Origin of the sequence: Phaeobacter sp. B1627 (assembly GCF_006265095.1) — a bacterium.
Taxonomy (GTDB): domain Bacteria; phylum Pseudomonadota; class Alphaproteobacteria; order Rhodobacterales; family Rhodobacteraceae; genus Epibacterium.
Genome location: NZ_VCNK01000025.1, coordinates 1 through 21,444 on the forward strand (window position 1 = coordinate 1; position 21,444 = coordinate 21,444).

Consider the following 21,444-nt stretch of genomic DNA (forward strand, 5'->3'; position numbering starts at 1 on the left):
GCCTCAGCGCCGCCGGTGAGGGGCTGTCTACGGATACCCACCCAAACCCGCAACCCCAAAATTCAAAAAACGCACAGGAAATGTGAACTTTCTCACAAAAAGTCACAAAAACAATAACTTACACCCCACGCACCGGCATCAAAACCCGCACCCATCCCCGGAACCCCAGACAACTTCCCAGGCTCAAACACCCCGAAATCTCCAAAACCAGCCCTTATCCACAGCAGAACCAAACTTACCCACAGACTCAACGCCCGGAACTCCAAGATCATCAAACGATATCACCCGAGTCGCCCAAAACCACAGAGCCAGAGCAGGATGGCAGCAATGCCAGAGTGGCCTTCGGGAAAGGTCAGCGCCCCGACGCGAACACACTCACCGAAGCGTTGCAGGCCGTTATCGTTGCGCCACGAAGAACGGCAGAGCTGATGCGCCATCTGCGTACCATTTACGGATCAAGGACCGCTCCGCGGCTTCCATAAATGTGACATTCGCGGGTGGCATCGCATGGGTCACCCCCGCCTGAAGATAAATCAGCCGCGCGGATTTAGCGACGTCCGCCGGCGTTTCGAGCAGGATATTCTTTGGCGCGCGACGGATGCCTTCGTAGTAGGGCTCGCGTGCGTGACACATTGCACAACGTCCGGGCACAACATTCATGATGTCGTCAAAATGATCGGACGCGGCAAATGCCATCTCGGTCCTGGTCAGCCCACGGGCCTCCGACTCTTCATAAGTATCCTGCATCAACGGGGCCTGGCTCAGCGCCATGATGGCGATGAACAACAAGATCGTGACCAGCCAGGTCCAGGTCGGGTTGCCCGCACGCGCGTGTCGCGTGTTGAAGTAATGGCGGATCGTCACGCCCATCAGGAACACCAATGCCGCAATCACCCAATTGTACTGTGTCGCAAATGCCAATGGATAGTGGTTCGACAACATCAGGAAGATCACCGGCAGGGTCAGGTAGTTGTTATGAGTTGACCGCAGCTTGGCGATTTTCCCGTATTTTGGATCCGCCCGTCGGCCCGCCGTCAGATCCGCCACCACGATGCGCTGGTTCGGCATGATGATGAAGAACACGTTTGCTGTCATGATGGTTGCCGTGAACGCACCGAGGTGCAACAGAACGGCCCGCCCGGTGAAGACCTGATTGTAGGCCCAGCCCATCACGACCAGCAAAACGAACAGCAAGACCATCAGCACCGTCGGACGCGCGCCCAGCGCAGATTTGCACAAATAGTCGTAGATCAGCCATCCGACGCTGAGAGAGATCGCGGAGATCGCAATCCCTTGCCACAGGGCCAGATCAGCCTTGGCCGCATCGATCAGGTAGAGCTCGCCTCCGGCCCAATAGACGATCATCAAAAGCGCCGCCCCGGAGAGCCAAGTGGAATAGCTCTCCCATTTGAACCAGGTCAGATGCTCCGGCATGCGCTCCGGCGCCACGAGGTATTTCTGCACATGATAGAAGCCACCGCCATGCACCTGCCACTCCTCGCCATCGGCCGGGCCGGAAATATCGCGGTTCAGCCCGAGATCGAGAGCAATGAAATAGAAGGAAGACCCGATCCAGGCCATCGCCGTGATGACATGCAGCCAGCGCACGGCAAGGGCCAACCAATCCCACATGATCACGAGTTCTTCCACGGTGGCCTCCTTGTGCTTTTGCCCAGACCCTAGGCGACGCGTCCATTTTCATGTATCGGGGAAAAATTCCAAGCTGTTTCAAACATAAGCTGACAATCTCCCGGACCACATGGCCTATCTGAACAATATCCGCACATTCGTCCGCGTCTATGAACTCGGAAATATGTCTGCAGCCGCTCGGGACATGCGGATTTCTGCAGCGGTGGCGTCCTCCCGGATTTCGCAATTGGAGGAGCACCTCAAAGTCCGGCTTTTCCAACGCACCACGCGGCTGCTGAACCCGACGGAACAAGGGCAATTGTTCTACACGGGCGCCGTGAAAATACTTGAGGCGGTTGAGGAGGCCGAAGCGGATATCTCCAATGTGACCCGGACGCCGCGCGGCACGCTCTATGTCGCGGCGCCTCTGGGGTTGGGACAGCGCCTGATCGCACCGGCCGTGCCGCACTTCAAGGCGGCCTATCCCCTGATCAACATCCGGCTTCGCCTGTCGGACCGAAAGCTGGATCTGGCAGCAGAAGGCCTGGACGCAGCCTTCTTCCTCGGGTTGCCGGAAGATTCCAACCTCAAGATCCGGAAAATCACCGACTGCCCCCGCGTTCTGTGCGCCGCGCCCGCCTATATCGAACGGCGCGGCATGCCGACCTCCGGCGATGAGTTGAAATCCGACGCCCATGATTGCCTGAACCTGCGCTACCCCGGCGCCCCGGAATTTCAATGGCCGCTGCAAGGGCCACAGGGCTTGCGCCGGGTGGCTGTGACGGGGCCGTTTGAATCCGACCATGGCGACGTGCTCACGCAATGGGCGCTCGACGGCCACGGGATCATCCTGAAACCCCTGTTCGAAGTTGCCGACCACCTGACAAGCGGTCACCTGGTCCCGGTGCTACCGGAGGAGCCCCCGACCACGATTCAGTTGGCATGTCTCTACATGCACAGGCGGCATCAGGATCCGAAGGTGCGGCTGTTCCTCGACTTCATGGTCGAACACATCCTTGCCTCCCTGCCAAACGAACCCTAGCCGAGCCTAGCTGCCGCGATAGGTGGAATAGCCGAAAGGCGACAGCAGAAGCGGCACATGGTAATGGCTGTCCTCTTCGCTCATCCCGAACCGGATCGGCACCTGATCGAGGAAAAGCGGCTCCCCCTCTGCCAGACCACTGGCGCGCAGATACTCTCCAGCAAAGAACACCAGCTCATAGGTGCCGGGCTTGAACTCGCCCTGCGGCAGGATCGGGCTGTCTGTTCGCCCATCTTCGTTTGTCACCGCCTCGGCAATCTTGCGATGCGAATTGCCGCTGACCCGGTATAATGCGATCTTGATCCCCTGCGCCGGGCAGCCGCGTGCCGTATCCAGAACATGCGTGGTCAGATATCCGGTCATGAATAGTGTCTCCTGTACGACATGGTGTCCAGCCCATTGACAGGCAGGGCCTGACAGCTGTCAGCTGAATTTATCGTCATATTGCGCGCAGGCTGCCCGTCATGCACGCAGAAGCATCAAACAGCACTTTCAAAAATTGTGGTAAAGCCTCGCGGTCGCATCCATCGTATATCATGAAACAATCATATGACTCCGGAGTTCTCAAGAGTGACACGCTATCCCAGAGACATGCGTGGATTTGGGGCGCACGCGCCGCATCCGCATTGGCCACATGATGCAAAGATCGCCGTCCAGTTCGTGTTGAACTATGAAGAAGGCGGCGAGAATTGCGTCCTACACGGCGATGCCGCCTCAGAGGCGTTTCTGTCCGACATCCCCGGTGCGGCACAATGGGCCGGTCAACGGCACTGGAACATGGAGTCGATCTATGAATACGGCGCACGTGCGGGCTTCTGGCGCCTGCACCGCCTGTTCACAGATGTTGAGATCCCACTGACCATATATGGCGTCGCCACGGCCCTTGCCCGCAGCCCTGAACAGCTTCAGGCGATGAAAGATGCGGATTGGGAGATCGCCTCCCATGGGCTCAAATGGGTCGAACACAAAGACATGCCCGAAGAGGAGGAGCGCGCCTCCATCGCAGAGGCCATCCGGCTCCACACCGAAGTGGTCGGAATCCGCCCCAAAGGCTGGTACACCGGACGATGTAGCGCCAACACCGTGCGGCTCGTGGCAGAGGAAGGTGGCTTTGAGTATGTGTCGGATACATATGATGACGACCTGCCCTATTGGCTGGAGGTCGGCAGCCGCGATCAGCTGGTGATCCCATATACGCTGGAGGCCAACGACATGAGGTTCGCCACCGCCCCCGGCTGGGTCACAGGTGAACATTTCGGAGCCTATCTGACGGATGCCTTCGATACGCTTTATGCCGAGGGACAGGCTGGGGCGCCCAAAATGATGACCATCGGGTTGCATTGTCGCCTGATTGGCCGCCCGGGCAAGATCGCAGCGTTAAAGCGGTTCATCGACCACATCCAACAGCACGAAGGTGTCTGGTGTCCGCGCCGCATCGACGTGGCACAGCATTGGGCGAAAACCCACCCCCATCGCCGCCGGGATCGTCCCAGCCAAATGTCGCGCGACGCCTTTGTCACTGCATTCGGCGGTATATTCGAGCATTCCCCCTGGATTGCCGACCGTGCCTTTGATCTGGAGCTGGGCCCTGCGCATGACTGCGCTGCGGGCATACACAACGCCCTGTGCCGTATTTTCAGAACCGCGACAGAAAACGAGCGCCTCGGCGTTCTGACCGCTCACCCGGATCTCGCAGGGAAACTGGCCGCCGCCGGGCGGCTGACATCCGAGAGCACCTCAGAGCAGGCCAGCGCCGGGCTAGATATGCTCACCGATGCAGAACGCGAGACCTTCACGACGCTCAATGCCGCATATGTCGCAAAACACGGCTTTCCCTTCATCATCGCGGTGCGCGATCATGACAAGGCCTCGATCCTCACGGCATTTCAGCGCCGGATCCAAAATGACCGGAGCACCGAGTTTACAGAGGCCTGCCAGCAAGTCGAACGCATCGCCCAGATCCGCCTGACGGATCTGCTGCAATGAGCCGGGTTCTGGAGGCCCGCAGGCTGACGGCCGATCGCTTTGCCCCTTTTGGCGATGTTCTTGCGCCCAAACCGGTTCCGGACAAGATGATCAACCAGGGCAAATGCGCGCGGCATCACGATCTGGCGCAGCTCGATTTCGCAGATGGCAGGGCGGGCATCAGCCTGTTCGACGCCGAAGCCCGCGCCCTGCCCTACAGCGTTGAGCTGGTCGAGCGGCACCCCTCGGGCAGCCAGGCCTTTGTGCCCCTCGACGGCGTTGCGATGCTGATAATCGTCGCTCCTGACGCAGAGGGCAAGCCCGGCCCGCTTCAGGCCTTTGTCAGCCAACCCGGTCAATCCATCAACCTGCACCGCGGAACCTGGCACGGGGTCCTTGCCCCGCTCGGCGCCCCCGGAAAATACATTGTGATAGATCGCATTGGCGCGGGCGCCAATCTCGAAGAACATTGGTTTGACGATCCATGGACCGTCACCGCGATCAAAGACTGATCACAGGACAGCAAACCGGATCATCCCCCCCGAGAAACGAGGTCGGGGAGGTCCCATACCAACAGGGAACTGAAAACATGACTGACACTTCCATAGGGACTCCGGATCAGCTCCGCGATCCCGACTACATGCCCCCGCTCGCCACGGCCGTACCGCTGGGGATCCAGCACGTTCTGGCCATGTTCGTCTCAAACGTGACGCCGGCCATTATCATCGCGGGCGCCGCCGGATTTGGCTTCGGATCAAACTCGCCTGATTTTCCGGAACTTCTGTACCTGATCCAGATGTCCATGCTGTTCGCGGGGGTCGCGACCTTGCTGCAGACGATATCGATCGGTCCGGTCGGAGCACGGTTGCCGATCGTGCAGGGAACCTCCTTTGCCTTTTTGCCGATCATGATCCCGCTGGTCGCGGGCAAGGGCGTGGATGCGCTTGCGGCTCTCTTCGGCGGCGTATTGATCGGCGGTCTGTTTCACGCCTGCCTCGGCCTCTTCATCGGTCGCATCCGCTTTGCCCTGCCGCCGCTGGTCACCGGCCTCGTGGTGACGATGATCGGCCTCGCGCTGGTCAAAGTGGGCATTCAATATGCGGCGGGCGGGGTCCCTGCCATCGGCACGCCCGAATATGGATCGCTCCTGAATTGGTCTGCGGCGCTTGTTGTCATTGTGGTGACTGTTGGCCTCAAGTTCTTCACCCGGGGGATGTTGTCGGTCTCGGCCGTCCTGCTTGGTCTTGTTGCAGGCTACATCTACGCGCTGCTTGTGGGCATGCTGTCGGTGGAGGCCATCACCGGATCCTGGGACCGCGCGGTAACCTTTGCCTTGCCACAGCCGTTCAAATACGGGTTTGAGTTCTCCTTTGCCGCCATCATCGGTTTTTGCCTGATGGCGTTTGTGTCGGCCGTTGAAACCGTTGGCGACGTCTCGGGGATCACCAAGGGCGGCGCCGGACGCGAGGCCACCGACAAGGAAGTGGAAGGCGCGACATTCGCCGATGGCGTCGGCTCCGCCGTTGCCGGGCTGTTTGGCGGGCTGCCCAATACCTCCTTCAGTCAGAACGTCGGCCTGATTGCCATGACCGGCATCATGAGCCGCCATGTGGTAACCTGCGGCGCGATCTTCCTGATTATCTGCGGTTTGGTGCCCAAGGTCGGTGCCGTCATCCGCACCGTGCCGATCGAAGTGCTTGGCGGCGGGGTCATTGTCATGTTCGGCATGGTGGTCGCAGCCGGGATTTCCATTCTTGCGGATGTGAACTGGAACCGCCGCAATATGGTGATCTTTGCAATCTCGCTCTCAATCGGGCTCGGTCTGCAACTGGAGCCCGGCGCGCTGCAGCATATGCCCGACACCGGACGGATCTTGCTGACCAGCGGCTTGCTGCCCGCTGCGGTTCTGGCCATCGCCCTCAATCTCCTTTTGCCGCAGGATCTTGCGGCAGAAGCAACCGATGAAGTGTCCGGTGGGATGGCCGGTCAGGGCAAGGGCTAGGCCATGGACAGGCATGTCAGATAAATAGACAGGCATGTCGCACAAAAGGGCCGCCCGGTGCGGCCCTTTTCAAAACCCGAAGTCGCCTCTCAGCGCGGGGGATGCAGCGGCATGTGCCGGTTTACGTCCTTGTACAGCAGATACCGAAATTTACCCGGTCCACCCGCATAGCAGGCCTGGGGGCAAAAGGCGCGCAGCCACATGTAGTCGCCGGCCTCGACCTCGACCCAATCCTGATTGAGCCGATACACCGCTTTCCCTTCCAGCACATAGAGGCCGTGTTCCATGACATGTGTCTCGGCAAAGGGGATGACCGCGCCGGGTTCAAAGGTCACAATCGTCACATGCATATCATGGCGCAGATCGGCCGGATCCACAAACCGCGTCGTTGCCCATTTGCCATCCGTCCCCGGCATCTCCGTCGGCAGGACCGAGGTCTCGTTGGTGACAAAGGCCTCTGGCAAGGCGATCCCGTCGACCTCCTGGTACGCCTTGCGGATCCAATGAAACCGCACAGGTTGATCTCTGGTGTTTGCCAACTGCCATTGCGCCCCCATCGGTAGATAGGCGTAGCCACCTTCGCTCATGTCATGAGGAACGCCATCGATGGTGAGAGCCAGCGCCCCTTCGACGACGAACAAAACCGCTTCCACTCCGGTCTCGGTTTCTGGCCTGTCGGACCCGCCACCGGGCTGGACCTCGGCGATATAGTGAGAAAAGGTTTCTGCAAAACCGGACATTGGTCGCGCGATGACCCAAAACCGCGCCTTTTCCCAGAACGGCAGAAAGCTGGTCACAATGTCACTATTGGTTCCTTTTGGAATAACAGCATAGGCCTCAGTGAACATGGCCCTGTCGGTCAGCAGCTGAGTTTGCGGCGGCAGCCCTCCGTGCGGGGCATAGTATGTGGGTTTTGTCATTGCGCGCCTTTCTGAAAGATCCGCCCCCATCAAACCCTGTCCGCACTCGAAGGCAAATCGAAATCTCGGCACAAATGCAGGAAGGATCATAAGGTCTTATTTGAAAGCAGCCGCCCTGCGGACCATTGACCCCGCCACGCACAGGTCGCCAATATGGAAACATCAGCTACTCCATCCGAAAGACCGCGCATGAACACCAGCTTGCAGGATATCGCCCTCGACCTCTTTCGCGTCGCGATTGCGCGTGCAGATCCCTCCGCTGCGGTCCGGGACCAGCTGGACCTCCATCCCCTGCCTCCCCTTGCCCAAGGCGCGCGCCGGATCGTCATTGCAGTTGGCAAGGCCGCGGTGCCGATGATGCAGGCGGCGCTCACCCGGCTTCCGGCCCCCCCGTCAGCGGCCCTTGTCATCACCAATCCGGAGAACCTCTGTGATGTTGCGGGTGCGCAGGTGGTCCCCGGCGCGCATCCAGTGCCGGATGAAACGAGCGCCGCTGCCGGGCAGCAGGTGCTGAGAGTGCTGGAGAACCTGTCCCCCGACGATCAGGTGCTGGTGCTGATTTCCGGTGGTGGGTCCGCGCTGATGGTCGCCCCCGCCGCCGGGATTTCGCTCGCCGACAAGGCGGCCGTGAATGAAATCCTGCTGGCGTCCGGGCTTGAGATCAATCGCATGAACCTGGTGCGTCAATCCCTCTCGCGCCTGAAGGGCGGCGGGTTCTGCCATGCAGCATCCCCGGCCAAGGTCACCGCGCTGATCCTGTCTGATGTGATTGGTGACGACCTGCGCGCCATCGCCTCGGGTCCGACCGTCGCGCCACTGGGAACGCGCGCTGACGCAAGAGACCTGCTGCAGAGCGAAGCGCTTTGGGACAAACTGCCACCGGCGGTTCAAGGCTATCTGATGTCGCCCGACCCCGCCCAGCCCAGCCCGGAAGCAGACAATACCCTGATCGGCTCAAATCGCTTCAGCCTCGACGCGATGAAAGCCCATGCCACGGCGCTCGGCTGGGAGGTCGCGCCCCTCGTCTATGACCTCACGGGCGATGTGTCTGACGCCGCAGACCGTGTTGTTTCCCTGGCCCGCGCAGCCCCCACGGATCGCCCCGTCGCCCTGTTGTTTGGCGGCGAGACCACCGTGCGGCTTCGTGGAACAGGCCAGGGCGGACGCAATCAGGAACTCGCGCTGCGCGTCGCCCGCGCTGCTGCGGAGCTAAAAGGCGAATGGGTCTTTTTGTCTGGCGGAACAGATGGGCGCGACGGGCCGACAGATGCAGCCGGCGGCATCGTCACCGCGCAGACATGGGCCGCCATTGCCGCCTCCGGCGCGGATCCCGAGGCCCTGCTGGCCAACAACGACAGCTATGCCGCGCTCAAGGCCGGTCAGGCATTGGTCTCGGTTGGAGGAACCGGCACGAATGTCGCGGACGTGCAGGTCTTTCTGCGCCGCCCATCTGCCCCCGTCTAGATGTCCAGTTCGTAAAGATCGTTCAACAGATCCAACAGCGCCTCATAACGCTCGGGGCCCATTTTATCCCGCGTTCTCTGGATCAGCTCGAGGCTGGCATCGATGTTCTCTTCGATCACCGTCTTGCCGGATCGCGTCAGAGTGACGACCTGTCGGCGCCTGTCCGCCTCGTCGCGGGCCCGGTCAATCAGGCCCTTCTCCTCCAGTTTTTGAAGGATCCGCGTGAGGCTGGGCAAGAGCAGGCACGCCTGATCCGCGATTTGCGTCGGGTCAATTGGTCCGCTTTCCTGCACAACGCGCAGGACCCGCCATTGCTGCTCTGTCAAATCCACATCACTCAGTAAATTGCGAATGGGCCCCATGACCCGTTCGCGCGCGCGCAGCAGAGCAATGGGAAGGGAACGGTCCGTAGAGGGCAAAGCATGTGTCATGCCTTCCTGTATCGCGCGCGATATCTGTCTTGGCAATCATTTCGCAAAGTCACGTATTTTCAGGCGACCGGAGTTGACAGGGATGTTGCATAAAGATAACATGTTAATCAATTTGGGAGGAGGACCTGAATGCCCCATATCTCGCTGGACTACGCGCCGCGGCTGGCGGAGGTCGTGGATATTGCCGCGCTCTGCGACCTGCTGCGCCGGACCGCCATAGACACCGGCGTGTTCCCGATGCCCGGGGTTCGCGTGCGTGCCTTCGCAGCAGACCACGTCAGCATGGCCGATGGCAATCCCGATTTCATGTATGTTGACATCTCGGTTCGCCTGCGCGCGGGGCGGGAAATGGACATCCGGCGATCCGCCACCGAGACGATCTTCGCAGCCGCCCGCGGCTTTCTCGCGCCTGCCCTGGCGGAGCATCCCATCGCGCTTTCGATGGAAATGCGTGACATTGATCCAGACCTCTCTCCGAAATACGGCACCATCCGCGACCACCTGCAATCAGGAGCCCCCGCATGAGCGACCTTGCTTCAAACCTGGACAAACTGGCATCCATACTCGACCGCTACAGAAACACCGGTCTCTCCAACCTAATCGACGGAAAATCCTGTCCCTCGGTCACCGGCCGGACGTTCGAAACCGCATCTCCGGTGGATGAAAGCGTGATCTGCTCCGTCGCCCGCAGCAATGATGCGGATATCGACGCCGCAGCCAAGGCCGCAAAGGGCGCATTCCCGGCCTGGCGCGATACGCCCGCCGCCGACAGACAGGCGATTCTGCACCGAATTGCAGATGCCATTGTGGACCGTGCCGAGGAAATTGCCCTGTGCGAATGCTGGGACACCGGTCAGGCGCTGCGTTTCATGTCAAAGGCTGCCCTGCGCGGTGCCGACAACTTCCGCTTCTTCGGAGACCGCGCGCTGAGTGCCCGCGATGGGCAGATGCTGCCCTCACCAACCCTGATGAATGTGACAACACGGGTGCCAATCGGCCCCGTCGGCATCATTACGCCCTGGAACACGCCGTTCATGCTGTCCACCTGGAAGATTGCACCTGCGCTGGCGGCAGGCTGCACGATAGTACACAAGCCGGCAGAATTCTCTCCTCTCACCGCACATCTTTTGGCCGAGATCGCGCATGACGCGGGCCTGCCTGCCGGAGTATGGAACCTCGTCAACGGATATGGAGAAGAGGCCGGAAAAGCGCTCACCGAACATCCTGATATCAAAGCCATTGCTTTCGTCGGAGAAAGCAAAACAGGCTCCATGATCATGGCCCAGGGCGCTCCGACGCTGAAACGGGTACATTTCGAACTTGGCGGCAAAAACCCGGTGGTGGTGTTTGACGACGCAAATCTCGACCGGGCGCTCGATGCCGCGATCTTCATGATCTACTCCTTGAATGGTGAACGCTGCACGTCCTCATCGCGCCTTCTGATCCAGGAAACCGTTGCCGATGCGTTCGAGGCCCGGTTGATCGAGCGCGTGAACAAGATCCGTGTCGGCCACCCACTGGACTCGACAACAGAAATCGGCCCGCTGATCCACAAGGTACATTTTGAAAAGGTGACGTCCTATTTCGATACCGCCCGACGCGAAGGTGCGACAATCGCCGCTGGCGGCAGCCGCCACGGTGACAAGGGCTGGTTCGTCAACCCCACTCTGTTCACCGACGCCTCCAACGACATGGCCATCGCGCAAGAGGAAATCTTCGGCCCCGTACTCACCATGATCCGCTTTTCGGATGAAGAAGACGCTTTGGCAAAAGCGAATGACACACCATACGGTCTCACCGGCTATATCTGGACCAATGACGTGACGCGCGCCATGCGATTCTCACACCAACTTGAGGCCGGGATGATCTGGGTGAACTCGGAAAACGTCCGCCACCTGCCAACGCCTTTCGGAGGTGTCAAAGCGTCGGGCATTGGCCGCGACGGCGGCGACTGGAGCTTCGACTTCTACATGGAGCAAAAACACATCGGCTTCGCAACCGGGCAGCACAAGATCCCCCGTCTTGGCGCCTGATCCGCTTCATCTTTTGTCAAATACCTCGGGGAGTGTGAGGGGCAGAGCCCCTCGCCCGAAACCACCCCCGGAGGCCTGTCAATCCGGAGGAATCACGATATGCCCGTTCCCGCCCCGACGCTCTATCCCCCCTTCAACATCCTGCGCCTCAGCCACGTGGAATACGAGGTTACCAATCTCGCGGCATCCCGCGCCTTCTATGCCGACGTCCTCGGCCTTCAGGTCACTTTCGAGGATGACAGCGCCGTCTACCTGCGCGCCATGGAGGAACGCGGACACCACTGCGTGATCCTGCGACAGGCCAAAACCGCCGATGTGGCCTGCCTCGGCTTCAAACTGTTTGACCTGCCGGATCTGGAAAAAGCGGAGGCCTTTTTCACCGCCAAGGGCCTGCCGGTGGAATGGATCGAGCGTCCCTTCATGGGCCCTGTTCTGCGGACCCGTGACCCATGGGGCGTGCCGCTTGAATTTTATGTCAAGATGGATCGCCTGCCACCAATTCATCAGGAATACAGGCTCTACAAGGGTGTAAAGCCGCTCCGGATCGACCATTTCAATCTGTTTTCCGCTGATGTGGATGCAGCTATCGCCTTTTACAGCGAGCTGGGTTTTCGCGTCACCGAGTACACCGAAGATGAAGACAGCGGCCGGGTCTGGGCCGCCTGGATGCACCGCAAGGGAGGCGTGCATGACATCGCCTTTACCAATGGCACAGGTCCGCGCCTGCACCATTCCGCCTTTTGGGTGCCGACACCGCTCAATATCATCGACCTGCTCGATCTCATGGCCACCACCGGCTACGTCGCCAATATCGAACGCGGCCCCGGGCGGCATGGAATTTCCAATGCCTTCTTCCTGTATGTGCGCGACCCCGACGGCCACCGGATTGAAATTTATTGCTCTGACTACCAGACGGTTGACCCGGATCTGGAGCCGATCAAATGGTCGCTCGCCGACCCCCAACGTCAGACCCTATGGGGTGCACCTGCCCCGCGCAGCTGGTTTGAGGAGGGCTCAAGTTTCAAAGGAGCCGAGACTCGCGATAGTGATCTCGCCGCACAGCCAATCATCGCCCCATAAATCACCGCCCCGTAAATCACCGCATCTTCAATCAGCGGCACACTCACTGCGAAAGCGCCCGCGTCAAAACCGAGGCAAAGAGGAGACATAGGATGAACTGGAACGAATTCGCAGGATGGGGTCGAAAGGTTGCTGACTGGGCACAGGATTACCACATGACGGTCGGCGACCGTCCGGTGCGTGCTCAAACGGCACCGGGCGACATGCTCAACGCACTGCCGAGCACCCCGCCCGAGCAGGGCGAAGGCATGGATGAAATTTTTGCCGATTTTGAAAAGAGCGTGATGCCCGGTATCACCCATTGGCAACATCCACGTTTCTTCGCCTATTTTTCGTCCAATGCCGCCGCCCCTTCGGTGCTGGCAGAGTTCCTGACCGCCGCCATCGCGCCGCAATGCATGCTGTGGCAGACCTCGCCTGCTGCGACCGAAATGGAAACCCGCATGATGGATTGGCTGCGCCAGTCTTTGGGCCTGCCAGAGGTGTTTCAGGGCGTCATTCAGGACAGCGCCTCCTCGGCCACCCTTGCCGCCGTTCTCACCATGCGCGAACGCGCTCTGAACTGGCAGGGCAATCAACAGGGGCTCGCCGGGCAGCCGACATTGCGCATCTATTGCTCCAGCGAAGTCCATACGTCCGTCGATCGCGCCATCTGGGTCGCAGGTATCGGGCAGGCCAACCTCATTCGGGTCCCCGTCGCGGGCGACTGGCGGGGCATGGACCCTGCGGCTCTTGACGCAGCGATCACTGCCGACAAGGCCGCGGGCCATTTGCCCGCCGGCGTCATTCTCTGTGTCGGCGGCACGGGAACCGGGGCCACAGATCCGATCGCGGACTGTATCGCCATCGCCGCGAAACACGGGCTTTATACGCATGTCGACGCGGCCTGGGCGGGATCTGCCATGATCTGCCCGGAATTTCGCGACTACTGGCCCGGTATCGAAGACGCCGACAGCATCGTCTTCAACCCTCATAAATGGCTCGGCGTGCAGTTCGATTGCTCGGCACATTTTCTGAAAAACGCCAATGACCTCGTGAGGACCCTCGCCATCAGCCCGGAGTATCTGAAGACCCACGGTCACGATGGTATCATCAACTATTCCGAGTGGTCCGTCCCCCTTGGTCGCCGCTTTCGCGCGTTGAAAATCTGGTTCCTGATCCGCACCTACGGGCTCGAAGGTCTCAGAAACCGCATCCGCAACCACATCGCATGGTCCAGACAGCTTCACGACAAGCTGTGCGCCGAACCCGATTTCGAGAGTGTCACCCCTCCGATGTGGTCGCTGTGGACGTTCCGGTATGTGCCGGAGGGCGCCGGGGATCTGGATGCGCTCAATCTCGATCTGGTCAACAGGATCAACGACGACGGCCGGATCTACCTCACCCAGACCCGCGTCGACGGCAAATTGGTCATCCGGTTTCAGGCGGGCACATTTGAAACCACAGAAGGAGATGTGATGATGGCCCATGATGTGATTTGCGACATCGCAAGGAGCCTGAGCTGATGCGCATAGCCACCTATTCCGCTGGTCACGACACGGTCTACGGGGCCATAACCGATAGCGGAGCGATCAATCTGTCGGCAGATTTCCCGGACTGGCCCACGCTGCGCGACGTGATCGAGGCCGATGGGCTTCACCGGCTGGCAACGGCTGCTCAGGGTCGCGCGCCAACGCACGCGCTGTCGCAGATCACCTATCAGATCCCCATTCCGCGCCCCGAAAAAATCATCTGCGTCGGGGTCAACTTCCCCAACCGCAATGCAGAGTACAAGGATGGTCAGGACGCCCCGCCCAATATGTCCCTGTTTCCGCGTTTTGCGCGCAGCTTCACCGGGGCGGACTGTCCCCTGATCCGCCCACCCGAAAGTCACCAGCTCGACTATGAGGGTGAGATCGCCATCGTGATCGGCAAGGGCGGGCGCCGCATTTCAGAGGCAGAGGCCTATGATCACATCGCGGCGCTGACCCTTTGCAATGAAGGGACGATCCGGGACTGGGTCCGGCATGCAAAGTTCAATGTAACGCAGGGCAAGAACTGGGACGCCTCCGGTGCCATCGGCCCCTGGCTGGTGCCGTTTACCGCAGCGGCGCAGCTGGATGACATCCGGCTGACGACCAAAGTGAACGGAGAGCTGCGACAGGATGACCGCACCTCCAACATGCTGTTCCCGATCCGCCGTCAGATCGCCTATATTTCCACCTTCACCACGCTGGTGCCCGGCGACATCATCATCACAGGAACCCCCACTGGCGCCGGCGCGCGCTTTGACCCGCCAAGATTTCTCAGGCCCGGCGATGTGATCGAAGTAGAGGCCGAAGGCATCGGCATCCTGAGCAACACGGTAAAGGACGAGATGTGACCCCGGATCAGCACAAAGACGCCGCCCAATTGCTTCTTCAGGCGGAGGAAACAGGCCATCAATGCGGTCTGTTGTCCCTGGCCTATCCCGATATGACCCTGGATGACGCCTATGCGGTGCAGCAGGCCTTGGTGATGCAAAAACTGTCGAACGGGCGCCGGAAAATCGGCTGGAAAATCGGCCTCACCAGCCGGGCCATGCAACAGGCGCTGAACATCACCACTCCCGACAGCGGCGTGCTGCTGGATGATATGGCGTTTCCCAGTGGCGCCACCGTGCCCGCCGGGCGGTTTATCCAGCCACGGGTTGAGGCCGAAATCGCTTTTGTGATGAAATCCCCCCTGTCCGGAGCAGATTGCACAGCCGCCGATATCATCGCCGCAACCGACTATGTGACCCCGGCACTGGAGATCCTCGACACCCGCATTCTGCGCAGCGATCCGGAAACCGGGAAATCGCGGATCATCACCGACACCATCAGCGACAATGCCGCCAACGCCGGTCTCGTGACAGGCGCGGATCGGCACCCCATCCAAGCGCAGGATCTGCGCCGTACCGGGGTGATCCTGAAACGCAACGGCGAGGTGGAGGAAACCGGTCTTGGCGCCGGGGTGCTGGACGATCCGGTCACCTCTGTGCTCTGGCTTGCGCGCCGGATGGCCGACTATGGACAACAGATCGAGCCCGGCGATATCGTGTTGTCCGGATCGTTTGTCCGGCCCGTCGAATGTCCGCCGGGCACCTATATTCACGCCGACTTCGGCCCGTTTGGCTCCGTCGAGATATCATTTGCACAAGGATAGAGGTACGCCATGGCCGCGCCGCTGAACCGTTTCAAACAAGCTCTTGCCGATGGCTCTCGCCAGATCGGTTGCTGGTCAAGTTTCGGCGAGGCCGTCACCGCCGAAATCATGGGCACTGCCGGTTTTGACTGGCTGGTGATCGACGGCGAACATGCACCAAACGATATCCGCTCAATCCGCGACCAGCTGATGGCGCTGACATCCTCGCAGACCGAAGCGGTGGTGCGTGTGCCAATCGGCGAGACATGGATTATCAAGCAGGTGCTGGATGCAGGCGCGCAAACGGTGCTCATTCCCATGGTCGAGACCGCCGAACAGGCCGCCGAGCTGGTCCGCGCATGTCGCTACCCGCCAGAGGGAACCCGCGGCGTCGGCGCGACGGCCGCGCGTGCGTCACGCTATGGCAGCGTCCCGAATTACATACAGACCGCCGACGCCCAGATCTGCCTGTTGTTGCAGGTCGAAAATCGCAAGGGTCTGGAGAACCTGGATGCCATATTGGCCGTCGATGGCATTGACGGGATTTTTATCGGGCCCGCAGATCTGTCAACGGATATGGGATATCAGGGGGACTCTGCCCATCCCGATGTGCGCGCGGCGATAAAAGATGCCATCAAACGGATCAAAGCGGCGGGCAAGGCGCCCGGAATTCTCGGTGTGACTGACGATGCCACCGCAGCCTACGCCGAGATGGGCGCACAGTTCCTCGCCGTTGGAATTGATATCCTGCTTCTGGCGCAGGCAGCGCGTGCCCTGGCCGCAAAATGGGATCAGCAGAAGTAATCCGGGCGCAGCGGAAAATCAGGCGGTGAAACGGGCTGTGCCGCAGGGAAACACCACCGGCCGAGCCAGATCACAAGCCACAGCATTTGCGCGCTCAACGCCGGAGCGGGCGCCCTCAGTGCATTTGCGGATATCCGCCAAAGCGTTTTTCAAGTTCGACCCGAGGATGGCCCAGCAGACCGAACGTGCAGATTTCCACCCGGCTTTGAAGATCAACCAGCCGCAAACGTCCCTCGCGGGACAGCATGTCAAAGCCCTTGCCGCGCAACAGGTCCCGCAATGAGGGCCAGCTATCGGCCTTGTCCATCGGATCGTTCAGACTGATCCGCAACATCATCATTGCCTCTGAATCCAGTCGCTGTCGCATCTGCGCGCAGCCCCAAGGTGTCTGGCTATAGGCAAGGTCTTCGCTGTCGGTCGTTGTTTTCACATCGCTGTCGCTCATGGTTCACCCTCCGCTCCACTCACGATCCAGACTACCTGACAGAATGGCGAAAATGCGGCGCTCGCAGGTTCCGGATTTGGCCCAACGATAAAGTTTGTGCCGGTTTCAAACGAACGGCCGCTGCGGATGCTAGCGCAGCACCTTGCCATCCGGCCAATCCAGACGGGTGTTCAGGGTGATTGCACGGGTTGATCCCGGCTGTAGGTCCAGATCCCAGGCGAGTATCCCACGCTGTTTTTCAACATTCACCTCGCTCGGCGTCGGGCTCGCGGACCAGGTGACTTGGAGATCTTCCTGTTCTGAATAGGGAACGCGGTCGGTGATACGCAGCGCCCAGGCCTCCTGTGTCAGGTTCTCGACCTCGATTTCTGCCGTCGCATTGCGCTGATTGCTGCGGCTGATCACGCCACGCTCGCCTTCGCTTTGCTCCAGAACCACGCGACTGACACGCAAACCGTCGATGGGACCGAAGCCCAATTCGCCCTCCGCCTCTGCGATCAAGCCGTCAAATCCCTGCCGTCCGACAAGCTCTCCGCCAATGAAGAACGCGGCGCTCTCGCTGGGCAACAGCTCCTGTCCGGTCTCATTCGTGATTTTTGCCACCCGATAGGCCGTCTGGTCCCGGATCGGAGCGGCAATGGCTGACACCTCCGCTGCAAATGTGACAGGCGCCAGGCTCAGGAACACCAGCTCGGATGTCGACCGAATACTGACAGGTTCGGCAAAGCTGTAGGTCACGCCCGCCTCGCTGCGCCCCACAAGAACCCTGCTTTCGGCGGCTTCCGCCATCACCGGAGCGTCATCGAGCGATGTCGCATGTGCGGTGTAGAGCCGCTGATCCTGAGTGGATTTCTGCAGTTGATCCGGATCCTCGATGCGGCGCAGCTCCGGATAGATCTGCGTTCCGCTGATCCTCTGGTTCGGGGTGGACGTTGAAACCCGCAGATCCACGTTTGTCCAATCCTCGCCTGTGCCCTGCGTTATCTTGATATCGCGCCGCAAGGTAATGACGGGATCAGCCCCCGTTTCCAGATCGAACTCGTAGGACGGGGACCATGACACCTCATAGGCGGGATAGGAAATGGTGATTGGCACGCTGGTATCGGTCGCGGCCACCACATCAAGGGCCAGATACATCCGTTCCTTGTTTTGCTGGGACAACGCATCAAGTTCGGCCTGAGCCGCCGCACGCCGCACCTCCAGATCTTCCACCTGCCTTTGGATTTCCGCGCTCTCCGCTTCGGAGCGAAGTATGGTTTCATGCGCCGCAGCCGTCTGCTCGGCAAGGGTGTCGACCAGATCCTGCAGCTGCTCTGCCGTTGGCAAAACTGTCGCCTGGGCGCGGCCGAGCTGGCCCAAAAAGCCGACAACGGCCTCGGCACCCTCTGCGGCCAGACGCGCCTCGGCAACCGCGCGTCGCACGGCGGCAATCTCTGCCTCGATCTCGTTTACCCGCGCCTCTGCAGCGTCGCGTTCAGGCGTATCGAGATCCTCATGAACCGGAAAATCCTGACGCAGGTACAGCCCCATGCGCTCCAGTCCGGGGTGGTTGACCTGCAGCATGCTGACAAGTTCCACATCCGGCAGCCCCCGGACGACAATGCGGTGACGTCCGGCAGGCACCTCCAGTTCGGCCTTGCGCGTTATCAACGCCTCGCTGGGATATACCGTCACCGCGCTGACCCGGCTTGCCACGGAATATGTATCGGCCAAAGCGGCAGAGGCCATCAGTGTCGCGGAGAGGGACAAAATAAAGCGCATAGGGTTCACCTGCAGTTTCAATCACTGCCCGGAGGCTGGCGTGCGCGACCCTCAAATGCAAGGGGCGCCCCGCAGGACGCCCCTCTCTTTCCGATTTCAGCCGATTGGCGCGTCAGCCTTTTTTCAAGACTTCGCGGCCAAGCAGCTCGGCGATCTGTACCGCGTTCAGCGCTGCGCCCTTGCGCAGGTTGTCGCTGACACACCACAGGTTCAGCCCGTTGTCGATTGTCGAATCCTGACGGACGCGGCTGATGAAAGTGGCAAAGTCGCCGACGCATTCCACCGGCGTGACGTAGCCACCGGCCTCGCGTTTGTCGATGACCATGATGCCCGGGCTTTCCCGCAGAATGTCGCGGGCCTCATCCTCATCGAGGAAGTCCTCGAACTCGATGTTGATCGCCTCGGAGTGCCCCACAAAGACCGGCACCCGCACACAGGTCGCGGTCAGCTTGATCGAAGGGTCGATGATCTTCTTGGTTTCCGCGACCATCTTCCACTCTTCTTTGGTGGAACCATCGTCCATGAACACGTCGATATGCGGGATCACATTGAACGCGATCTGCTTTTGGAACTTGTTCGGCGGTACATCCGTCGTAGGATTGTAGACCGCTTTGGTCTGATCCCACAGCTCGTCCATGCCTTCTTTGCCAGCGCCCGACACGGACTGATAGGTCGAGACGACAACGCGCTTGATCTTGGCCCGGTCATGCAGCGGCTTCAGCGCCACGACCATCTGGGCGGTCGAACAGTTCGGGTTGGCTATGATGTTCTTCTTGGCAAACCCATGCACGGCCTGCGGGTTCACCTCCGGAACGATCAGAGGCACGTCAGGGTCATACCGGTAAAGCGAGGAGTTATCGATCACAACGCATCCCGCCTTTGCAGCCTTCGGCGCATAGGTTTTGGTCGCATCGGACCCGATGGCGAACAAGGCCATATCCCAACCGGCGAAATCGAACGTGTCGAGATCCTGGGTCTTCAACGTCTTGTCGCCAAATGTGACCTCTGTTCCCAGCGATCTGCGAGAGGCCAGAACGGCAATCTCATCCACTGGAAACTGGCGTTCCGCCAGAATATTCAGCATTTCACGGCCCACGTTGCCCGTGGCGCCGGCGACAACGACGCGATAACCCATGATAAATTCTCCAATATAGGCCGGCCTCATGACCGGCTGCGGTGTGATATAGCCTATGCACCCGGTTTGAAAGCCGCCATTCGGCGCGAAATGTGCATTATCGTCGATTTGTACCGCTTGTTTTCCCCAAAACGCTCTTCTGAGCGCCGTTTTCGGCCGCCGCGCGCCCTACTCAAAGAGTCCGGCAGGTCTCTGCGCGCGGCGACCGCAGGTATGTCTGATGCCGTCCAGGGACAAACTCAGATGCAGAAACCTCTGCAAGTTTAGCGAGAAACGATTGGAAAGAGGACGCGTTCAGATACTCACGCAATCACACCGGAGCAAATCCGTTGCTCTTTGGATCATAGCATTCCAGCCCGCCCTCGCCGATGTCGGTCCACAGACCGTGCAAGCTCAGCTCGCCCGCCGTTACCGCATCGCCCACAAACGGGAACGTCATCAGGTTTTCCAGTGAGGCCACAACCGCCTGGCGCTCGAACTGGCGCGCCTGCTCATGCTCGTCTTCGATATTTTCCACCTCGGCAAAGCGCGGTTTCAGAATATCCATCCAGCGCCCGACGAAACTGGTTTTCTCTTCCAGCGCCGGCGCATGGCCTTTGCACATGTCAATGCAGCCCTGAACCCCGCCACATTGCGAGTGCCCCAGCACGATGAGATGCGCAACTTTCAATACCGTCACCGCATACTCCACCGTGGCGGAGGTCCCGTGGTGGTCACCGTCGGGCGCATAGGGCGGCACCAGATTGGCGATATTGCGGTGGATAAAGAACTCGCCCTGGTCTGCACCAAATATCGAGGTCACATGCACGCGACTGTCGCAGCATGAAATCACCATCGCACGCGGGCGCTGACCTTCTTTGGCCAGACGCCGATACCAGCCCTGGTTTTCCTGGTAGGATGTGGCTTTCCACCCATGATAGCGCGTTACCAGATAGCTCGGCAGGGGTTTAGCGTAGTCCATTTGCATACACCTCGGTTGATCGACTGACTGGCTTGATAGCCCCAATTCATACCAAATTCGAGAGATATACGCAGCCTGTGGAAACCTTTTGACAACCAGTGAGGCGCAGATTGGGCTCATGCCGTGGGGGCATACCGAATACAAGGTGAATTGTGGTGGCCAATATTTTGACAGTCAATCATAGGGAACATGTCCACTTGGACCCGCAAAAGCTGACCGACCTATACTCACAGCTTGGCGAAACAAGTGCCGAAGATGTCGTATGTCGTGCCATAGAGGAACTGGCGGTGCGCCTCACGCATTGCGAACGCCTGTGGCGGCAAAATGATTTCGATAACCTGCGCAAGAGCGCGCGATCCCTGATCGCGATCTCAGAGCAGATCGGCATGATCGCCATGGCCGGCATCGCGCAGGATGTGACAACAGCAATTGACGCAGATGATTCGCCGGCCGTGGCCGCGACGCTGTTTCGCCTGATCCGGGTCGGAGAGAGCTCTCTGACGGCGGTTTGGGAACAGCACGACATGTCAATCTGAACCATGTCAATCTGAACAAGGTGCCCTCCGGGCGCGTGTACTATAATGTCGGCCCGGTTGGGCTTGCGGCGGCGGCTGCGACGGATACTCTG

Annotated in this window: 21 protein-coding genes; 13 read left to right on the forward strand and 8 right to left on the reverse strand. The window is 60.0% G+C overall.

Going from position 1 to position 21,444, the window contains the following annotated elements; genetic code table 11:
• Positions 1-396: 396 nt before the first annotated feature.
• Positions 397-1,632, reverse strand: coding sequence for a urate hydroxylase PuuD (locus tag FGE21_RS13945; protein WP_370285711.1), 1,236 nt, complete (start codon positions 1,630-1,632; stop codon positions 397-399).
• A gap of 127 nt (positions 1,633-1,759) precedes the next feature.
• Between FGE21_RS13945 and FGE21_RS13950 the strand changes: the two genes are divergently transcribed.
• Positions 1,760-2,671 carry a LysR family transcriptional regulator gene (locus FGE21_RS13950; protein ID WP_139663916.1) on the forward strand — a complete coding sequence of 304 codons (912 nt, stop codon included), beginning with the start codon at positions 1,760-1,762 and terminating at the stop codon, positions 2,669-2,671.
• A gap of 6 nt (positions 2,672-2,677) precedes the next feature.
• Here the strand turns inward: FGE21_RS13950 and uraH are convergent, their stop codons facing one another.
• On the reverse strand, positions 2,678-3,034 hold the full coding sequence (gene uraH, locus FGE21_RS13955) for a hydroxyisourate hydrolase (protein ID WP_139663917.1): 357 nt from the start codon (positions 3,032-3,034) through the stop codon (positions 2,678-2,680).
• A gap of 207 nt (positions 3,035-3,241) precedes the next feature.
• On the opposite strand from uraH, the gene puuE reads away from it, so the two are divergent.
• The 3 genes from puuE to FGE21_RS13970 all read left to right on the forward strand — a co-directional run bounded on the left by puuE (position 3,242) and on the right by FGE21_RS13970 (position 6,638).
• Positions 3,242-4,657, forward strand: coding sequence for an allantoinase PuuE (gene puuE / locus FGE21_RS13960; protein WP_139663918.1), 1,416 nt, complete (start codon positions 3,242-3,244; stop codon positions 4,655-4,657).
• Positions 4,654-5,148, forward strand: coding sequence for an ureidoglycolate lyase (locus FGE21_RS13965; RefSeq protein WP_139663919.1), 495 nt, complete (start codon positions 4,654-4,656; stop codon positions 5,146-5,148). The genes puuE and FGE21_RS13965 overlap by 4 nt, the downstream gene beginning before the upstream one ends.
• Before the next feature lie 77 nt (positions 5,149-5,225).
• Positions 5,226-6,638 carry a uracil-xanthine permease family protein gene (locus FGE21_RS13970; RefSeq protein WP_139663920.1) on the forward strand — a complete coding sequence of 471 codons (1,413 nt, stop codon included), beginning with the start codon at positions 5,226-5,228 and terminating at the stop codon, positions 6,636-6,638.
• An 89-nt stretch (positions 6,639-6,727) separates the two neighbouring features.
• Here the strand turns inward: FGE21_RS13970 and FGE21_RS13975 are convergent, their stop codons facing one another.
• Positions 6,728-7,558, reverse strand: a complete 831-nt coding sequence (locus FGE21_RS13975) for a bifunctional allantoicase/(S)-ureidoglycine aminohydrolase (protein WP_139663921.1) — start codon at positions 7,556-7,558, stop codon at positions 6,728-6,730.
• Between the two features lie 189 nt (positions 7,559-7,747).
• On the opposite strand from FGE21_RS13975, the gene FGE21_RS13980 reads away from it, so the two are divergent.
• Positions 7,748-9,022 (forward strand): glycerate kinase, encoded by a 1,275-nt coding sequence (locus tag FGE21_RS13980; RefSeq protein ID WP_139663922.1) that lies wholly within the window; start codon positions 7,748-7,750, stop codon positions 9,020-9,022.
• Here FGE21_RS13980 and hpaR read toward each other — a convergent pair.
• On the reverse strand, positions 9,019-9,453 hold the full coding sequence (gene hpaR / locus FGE21_RS13985) for a homoprotocatechuate degradation operon regulator HpaR (protein WP_139663923.1): 435 nt from the start codon (positions 9,451-9,453) through the stop codon (positions 9,019-9,021). The two genes, FGE21_RS13980 and hpaR, sit on opposite strands and share 4 nt — an antisense overlap.
• 129 nt (positions 9,454-9,582) lie before the next feature.
• On the opposite strand from hpaR, the gene FGE21_RS13990 reads away from it, so the two are divergent.
• The 7 genes from FGE21_RS13990 (at position 9,583) to FGE21_RS14020 (ending at position 16,514) form a co-directional block, all read left to right on the forward strand.
• On the forward strand, positions 9,583-9,978 hold the full coding sequence (locus FGE21_RS13990; protein ID WP_139663924.1) for a 5-carboxymethyl-2-hydroxymuconate Delta-isomerase: 396 nt from the start codon (positions 9,583-9,585) through the stop codon (positions 9,976-9,978).
• A complete protein-coding gene (gene hpaE, locus FGE21_RS13995) occupies positions 9,975-11,486 on the forward strand; it encodes a 5-carboxymethyl-2-hydroxymuconate semialdehyde dehydrogenase (RefSeq protein WP_139663925.1) in 1,512 nt (503 codons plus the stop codon). Before FGE21_RS13990 ends, hpaE begins: the two co-directional genes overlap by 4 nt.
• Positions 11,487-11,585: 99 nt before the next feature.
• Positions 11,586-12,566 carry a 3,4-dihydroxyphenylacetate 2,3-dioxygenase gene (gene hpaD, locus FGE21_RS14000; RefSeq protein WP_139663926.1) on the forward strand — a complete coding sequence of 327 codons (981 nt, stop codon included), beginning with the start codon at positions 11,586-11,588 and terminating at the stop codon, positions 12,564-12,566.
• Between the two features lie 92 nt (positions 12,567-12,658).
• On the forward strand, positions 12,659-14,071 hold the full coding sequence (locus tag FGE21_RS14005; protein ID WP_139663927.1) for a pyridoxal-dependent decarboxylase: 1,413 nt from the start codon (positions 12,659-12,661) through the stop codon (positions 14,069-14,071).
• Positions 14,071-14,928: a fumarylacetoacetate hydrolase family protein gene (locus FGE21_RS14010; RefSeq protein ID WP_139663928.1), complete on the forward strand. Its 858-nt coding sequence runs from the start codon at positions 14,071-14,073 to the stop codon at positions 14,926-14,928. Before FGE21_RS14005 ends, FGE21_RS14010 begins: the two co-directional genes overlap by 1 nt.
• Positions 14,925-15,731 carry a 2-oxo-hept-4-ene-1,7-dioate hydratase gene (hpaH, locus tag FGE21_RS14015; protein WP_139663929.1) on the forward strand — a complete coding sequence of 269 codons (807 nt, stop codon included), beginning with the start codon at positions 14,925-14,927 and terminating at the stop codon, positions 15,729-15,731. Before FGE21_RS14010 ends, hpaH begins: the two co-directional genes overlap by 4 nt.
• A gap of 9 nt (positions 15,732-15,740) precedes the next feature.
• On the forward strand, positions 15,741-16,514 hold the full coding sequence (locus tag FGE21_RS14020; protein WP_139663930.1) for an HpcH/HpaI aldolase/citrate lyase family protein: 774 nt from the start codon (positions 15,741-15,743) through the stop codon (positions 16,512-16,514).
• Between the two features lie 115 nt (positions 16,515-16,629).
• Here FGE21_RS14020 and FGE21_RS14025 read toward each other — a convergent pair whose 3' ends face one another.
• The 4 genes from FGE21_RS14025 to FGE21_RS14040 form a co-directional block, all read right to left on the reverse strand.
• Positions 16,630-16,959 carry a hypothetical protein gene (locus FGE21_RS14025; protein WP_139663931.1) on the reverse strand — a complete coding sequence of 110 codons (330 nt, stop codon included), beginning with the start codon at positions 16,957-16,959 and terminating at the stop codon, positions 16,630-16,632.
• A gap of 129 nt (positions 16,960-17,088) precedes the next feature.
• Positions 17,089-18,720, reverse strand: a complete 1,632-nt coding sequence (locus FGE21_RS14030) for a DUF4139 domain-containing protein (protein WP_139663932.1) — start codon at positions 18,718-18,720, stop codon at positions 17,089-17,091.
• A 112-nt stretch (positions 18,721-18,832) separates the two neighbouring features.
• Entirely contained in the window at positions 18,833-19,855 is a 1,023-nt protein-coding gene (locus tag FGE21_RS14035) for an aspartate-semialdehyde dehydrogenase (RefSeq protein ID WP_139663933.1), read from the reverse strand.
• A 310-nt stretch (positions 19,856-20,165) separates the two neighbouring features.
• Positions 20,166-20,816, reverse strand: coding sequence for a carbonic anhydrase (locus tag FGE21_RS14040; protein ID WP_139663934.1), 651 nt, complete (start codon positions 20,814-20,816; stop codon positions 20,166-20,168).
• A gap of 197 nt (positions 20,817-21,013) precedes the next feature.
• On the opposite strand from FGE21_RS14040, the gene FGE21_RS14045 reads away from it, so the two are divergent.
• Positions 21,014-21,352 (forward strand): hypothetical protein, encoded by a 339-nt coding sequence (locus FGE21_RS14045; protein WP_139663935.1) that lies wholly within the window; start codon positions 21,014-21,016, stop codon positions 21,350-21,352.
• The last annotated feature ends 92 nt before the right edge of the window (positions 21,353-21,444 follow it).

Bases quoted from the DNA above. Each gene is read 5' to 3' on its own strand.
- FGE21_RS14025 (WP_139663931.1), bottom strand. From the start codon at position 16,959: ATGAGCGACAGCGATGTGAAAACAACGACCGACAGCGAAGACCTTGCC.
- FGE21_RS14010 (WP_139663928.1), top strand. From the start codon at position 14,071: ATGCGCATAGCCACCTATTCCGCTGGTCACGACACGGTCTACGGGGCC.
- FGE21_RS13950 (WP_139663916.1), top strand. From the start codon at position 1,760: ATGGCCTATCTGAACAATATCCGCACATTCGTCCGCGTCTATGAACTC.
- hpaE (WP_139663925.1), top strand. From the start codon at position 9,975: ATGAGCGACCTTGCTTCAAACCTGGACAAACTGGCATCCATACTCGAC.
- FGE21_RS14030 (WP_139663932.1), bottom strand. From the start codon at position 18,720: ATGCGCTTTATTTTGTCCCTCTCCGCGACACTGATGGCCTCTGCCGCT.
- FGE21_RS14020 (WP_139663930.1), top strand. From the start codon at position 15,741: ATGGCCGCGCCGCTGAACCGTTTCAAACAAGCTCTTGCCGATGGCTCT.
- hpaD (WP_139663926.1), top strand. From the start codon at position 11,586: ATGCCCGTTCCCGCCCCGACGCTCTATCCCCCCTTCAACATCCTGCGC.
- hpaR (WP_139663923.1), bottom strand. From the start codon at position 9,453: ATGACACATGCTTTGCCCTCTACGGACCGTTCCCTTCCCATTGCTCTG.
- uraH (WP_139663917.1), bottom strand. From the start codon at position 3,034: ATGACCGGATATCTGACCACGCATGTTCTGGATACGGCACGCGGCTGC.
- FGE21_RS13970 (WP_139663920.1), top strand. From the start codon at position 5,226: ATGACTGACACTTCCATAGGGACTCCGGATCAGCTCCGCGATCCCGAC.
- FGE21_RS13975 (WP_139663921.1), bottom strand. From the start codon at position 7,558: ATGACAAAACCCACATACTATGCCCCGCACGGAGGGCTGCCGCCGCAA.
- FGE21_RS14005 (WP_139663927.1), top strand. From the start codon at position 12,659: ATGAACTGGAACGAATTCGCAGGATGGGGTCGAAAGGTTGCTGACTGG.
- FGE21_RS13990 (WP_139663924.1), top strand. From the start codon at position 9,583: ATGCCCCATATCTCGCTGGACTACGCGCCGCGGCTGGCGGAGGTCGTG.
- FGE21_RS13965 (WP_139663919.1), top strand. From the start codon at position 4,654: ATGAGCCGGGTTCTGGAGGCCCGCAGGCTGACGGCCGATCGCTTTGCC.
- FGE21_RS14035 (WP_139663933.1), bottom strand. From the start codon at position 19,855: ATGGGTTATCGCGTCGTTGTCGCCGGCGCCACGGGCAACGTGGGCCGT.
- FGE21_RS13980 (WP_139663922.1), top strand. From the start codon at position 7,748: ATGAACACCAGCTTGCAGGATATCGCCCTCGACCTCTTTCGCGTCGCG.
- FGE21_RS14040 (WP_139663934.1), bottom strand. From the start codon at position 20,816: ATGGACTACGCTAAACCCCTGCCGAGCTATCTGGTAACGCGCTATCAT.
- FGE21_RS13945 (WP_370285711.1), bottom strand. From the start codon at position 1,632: ATGTGGGATTGGTTGGCCCTTGCCGTGCGCTGGCTGCATGTCATCACG.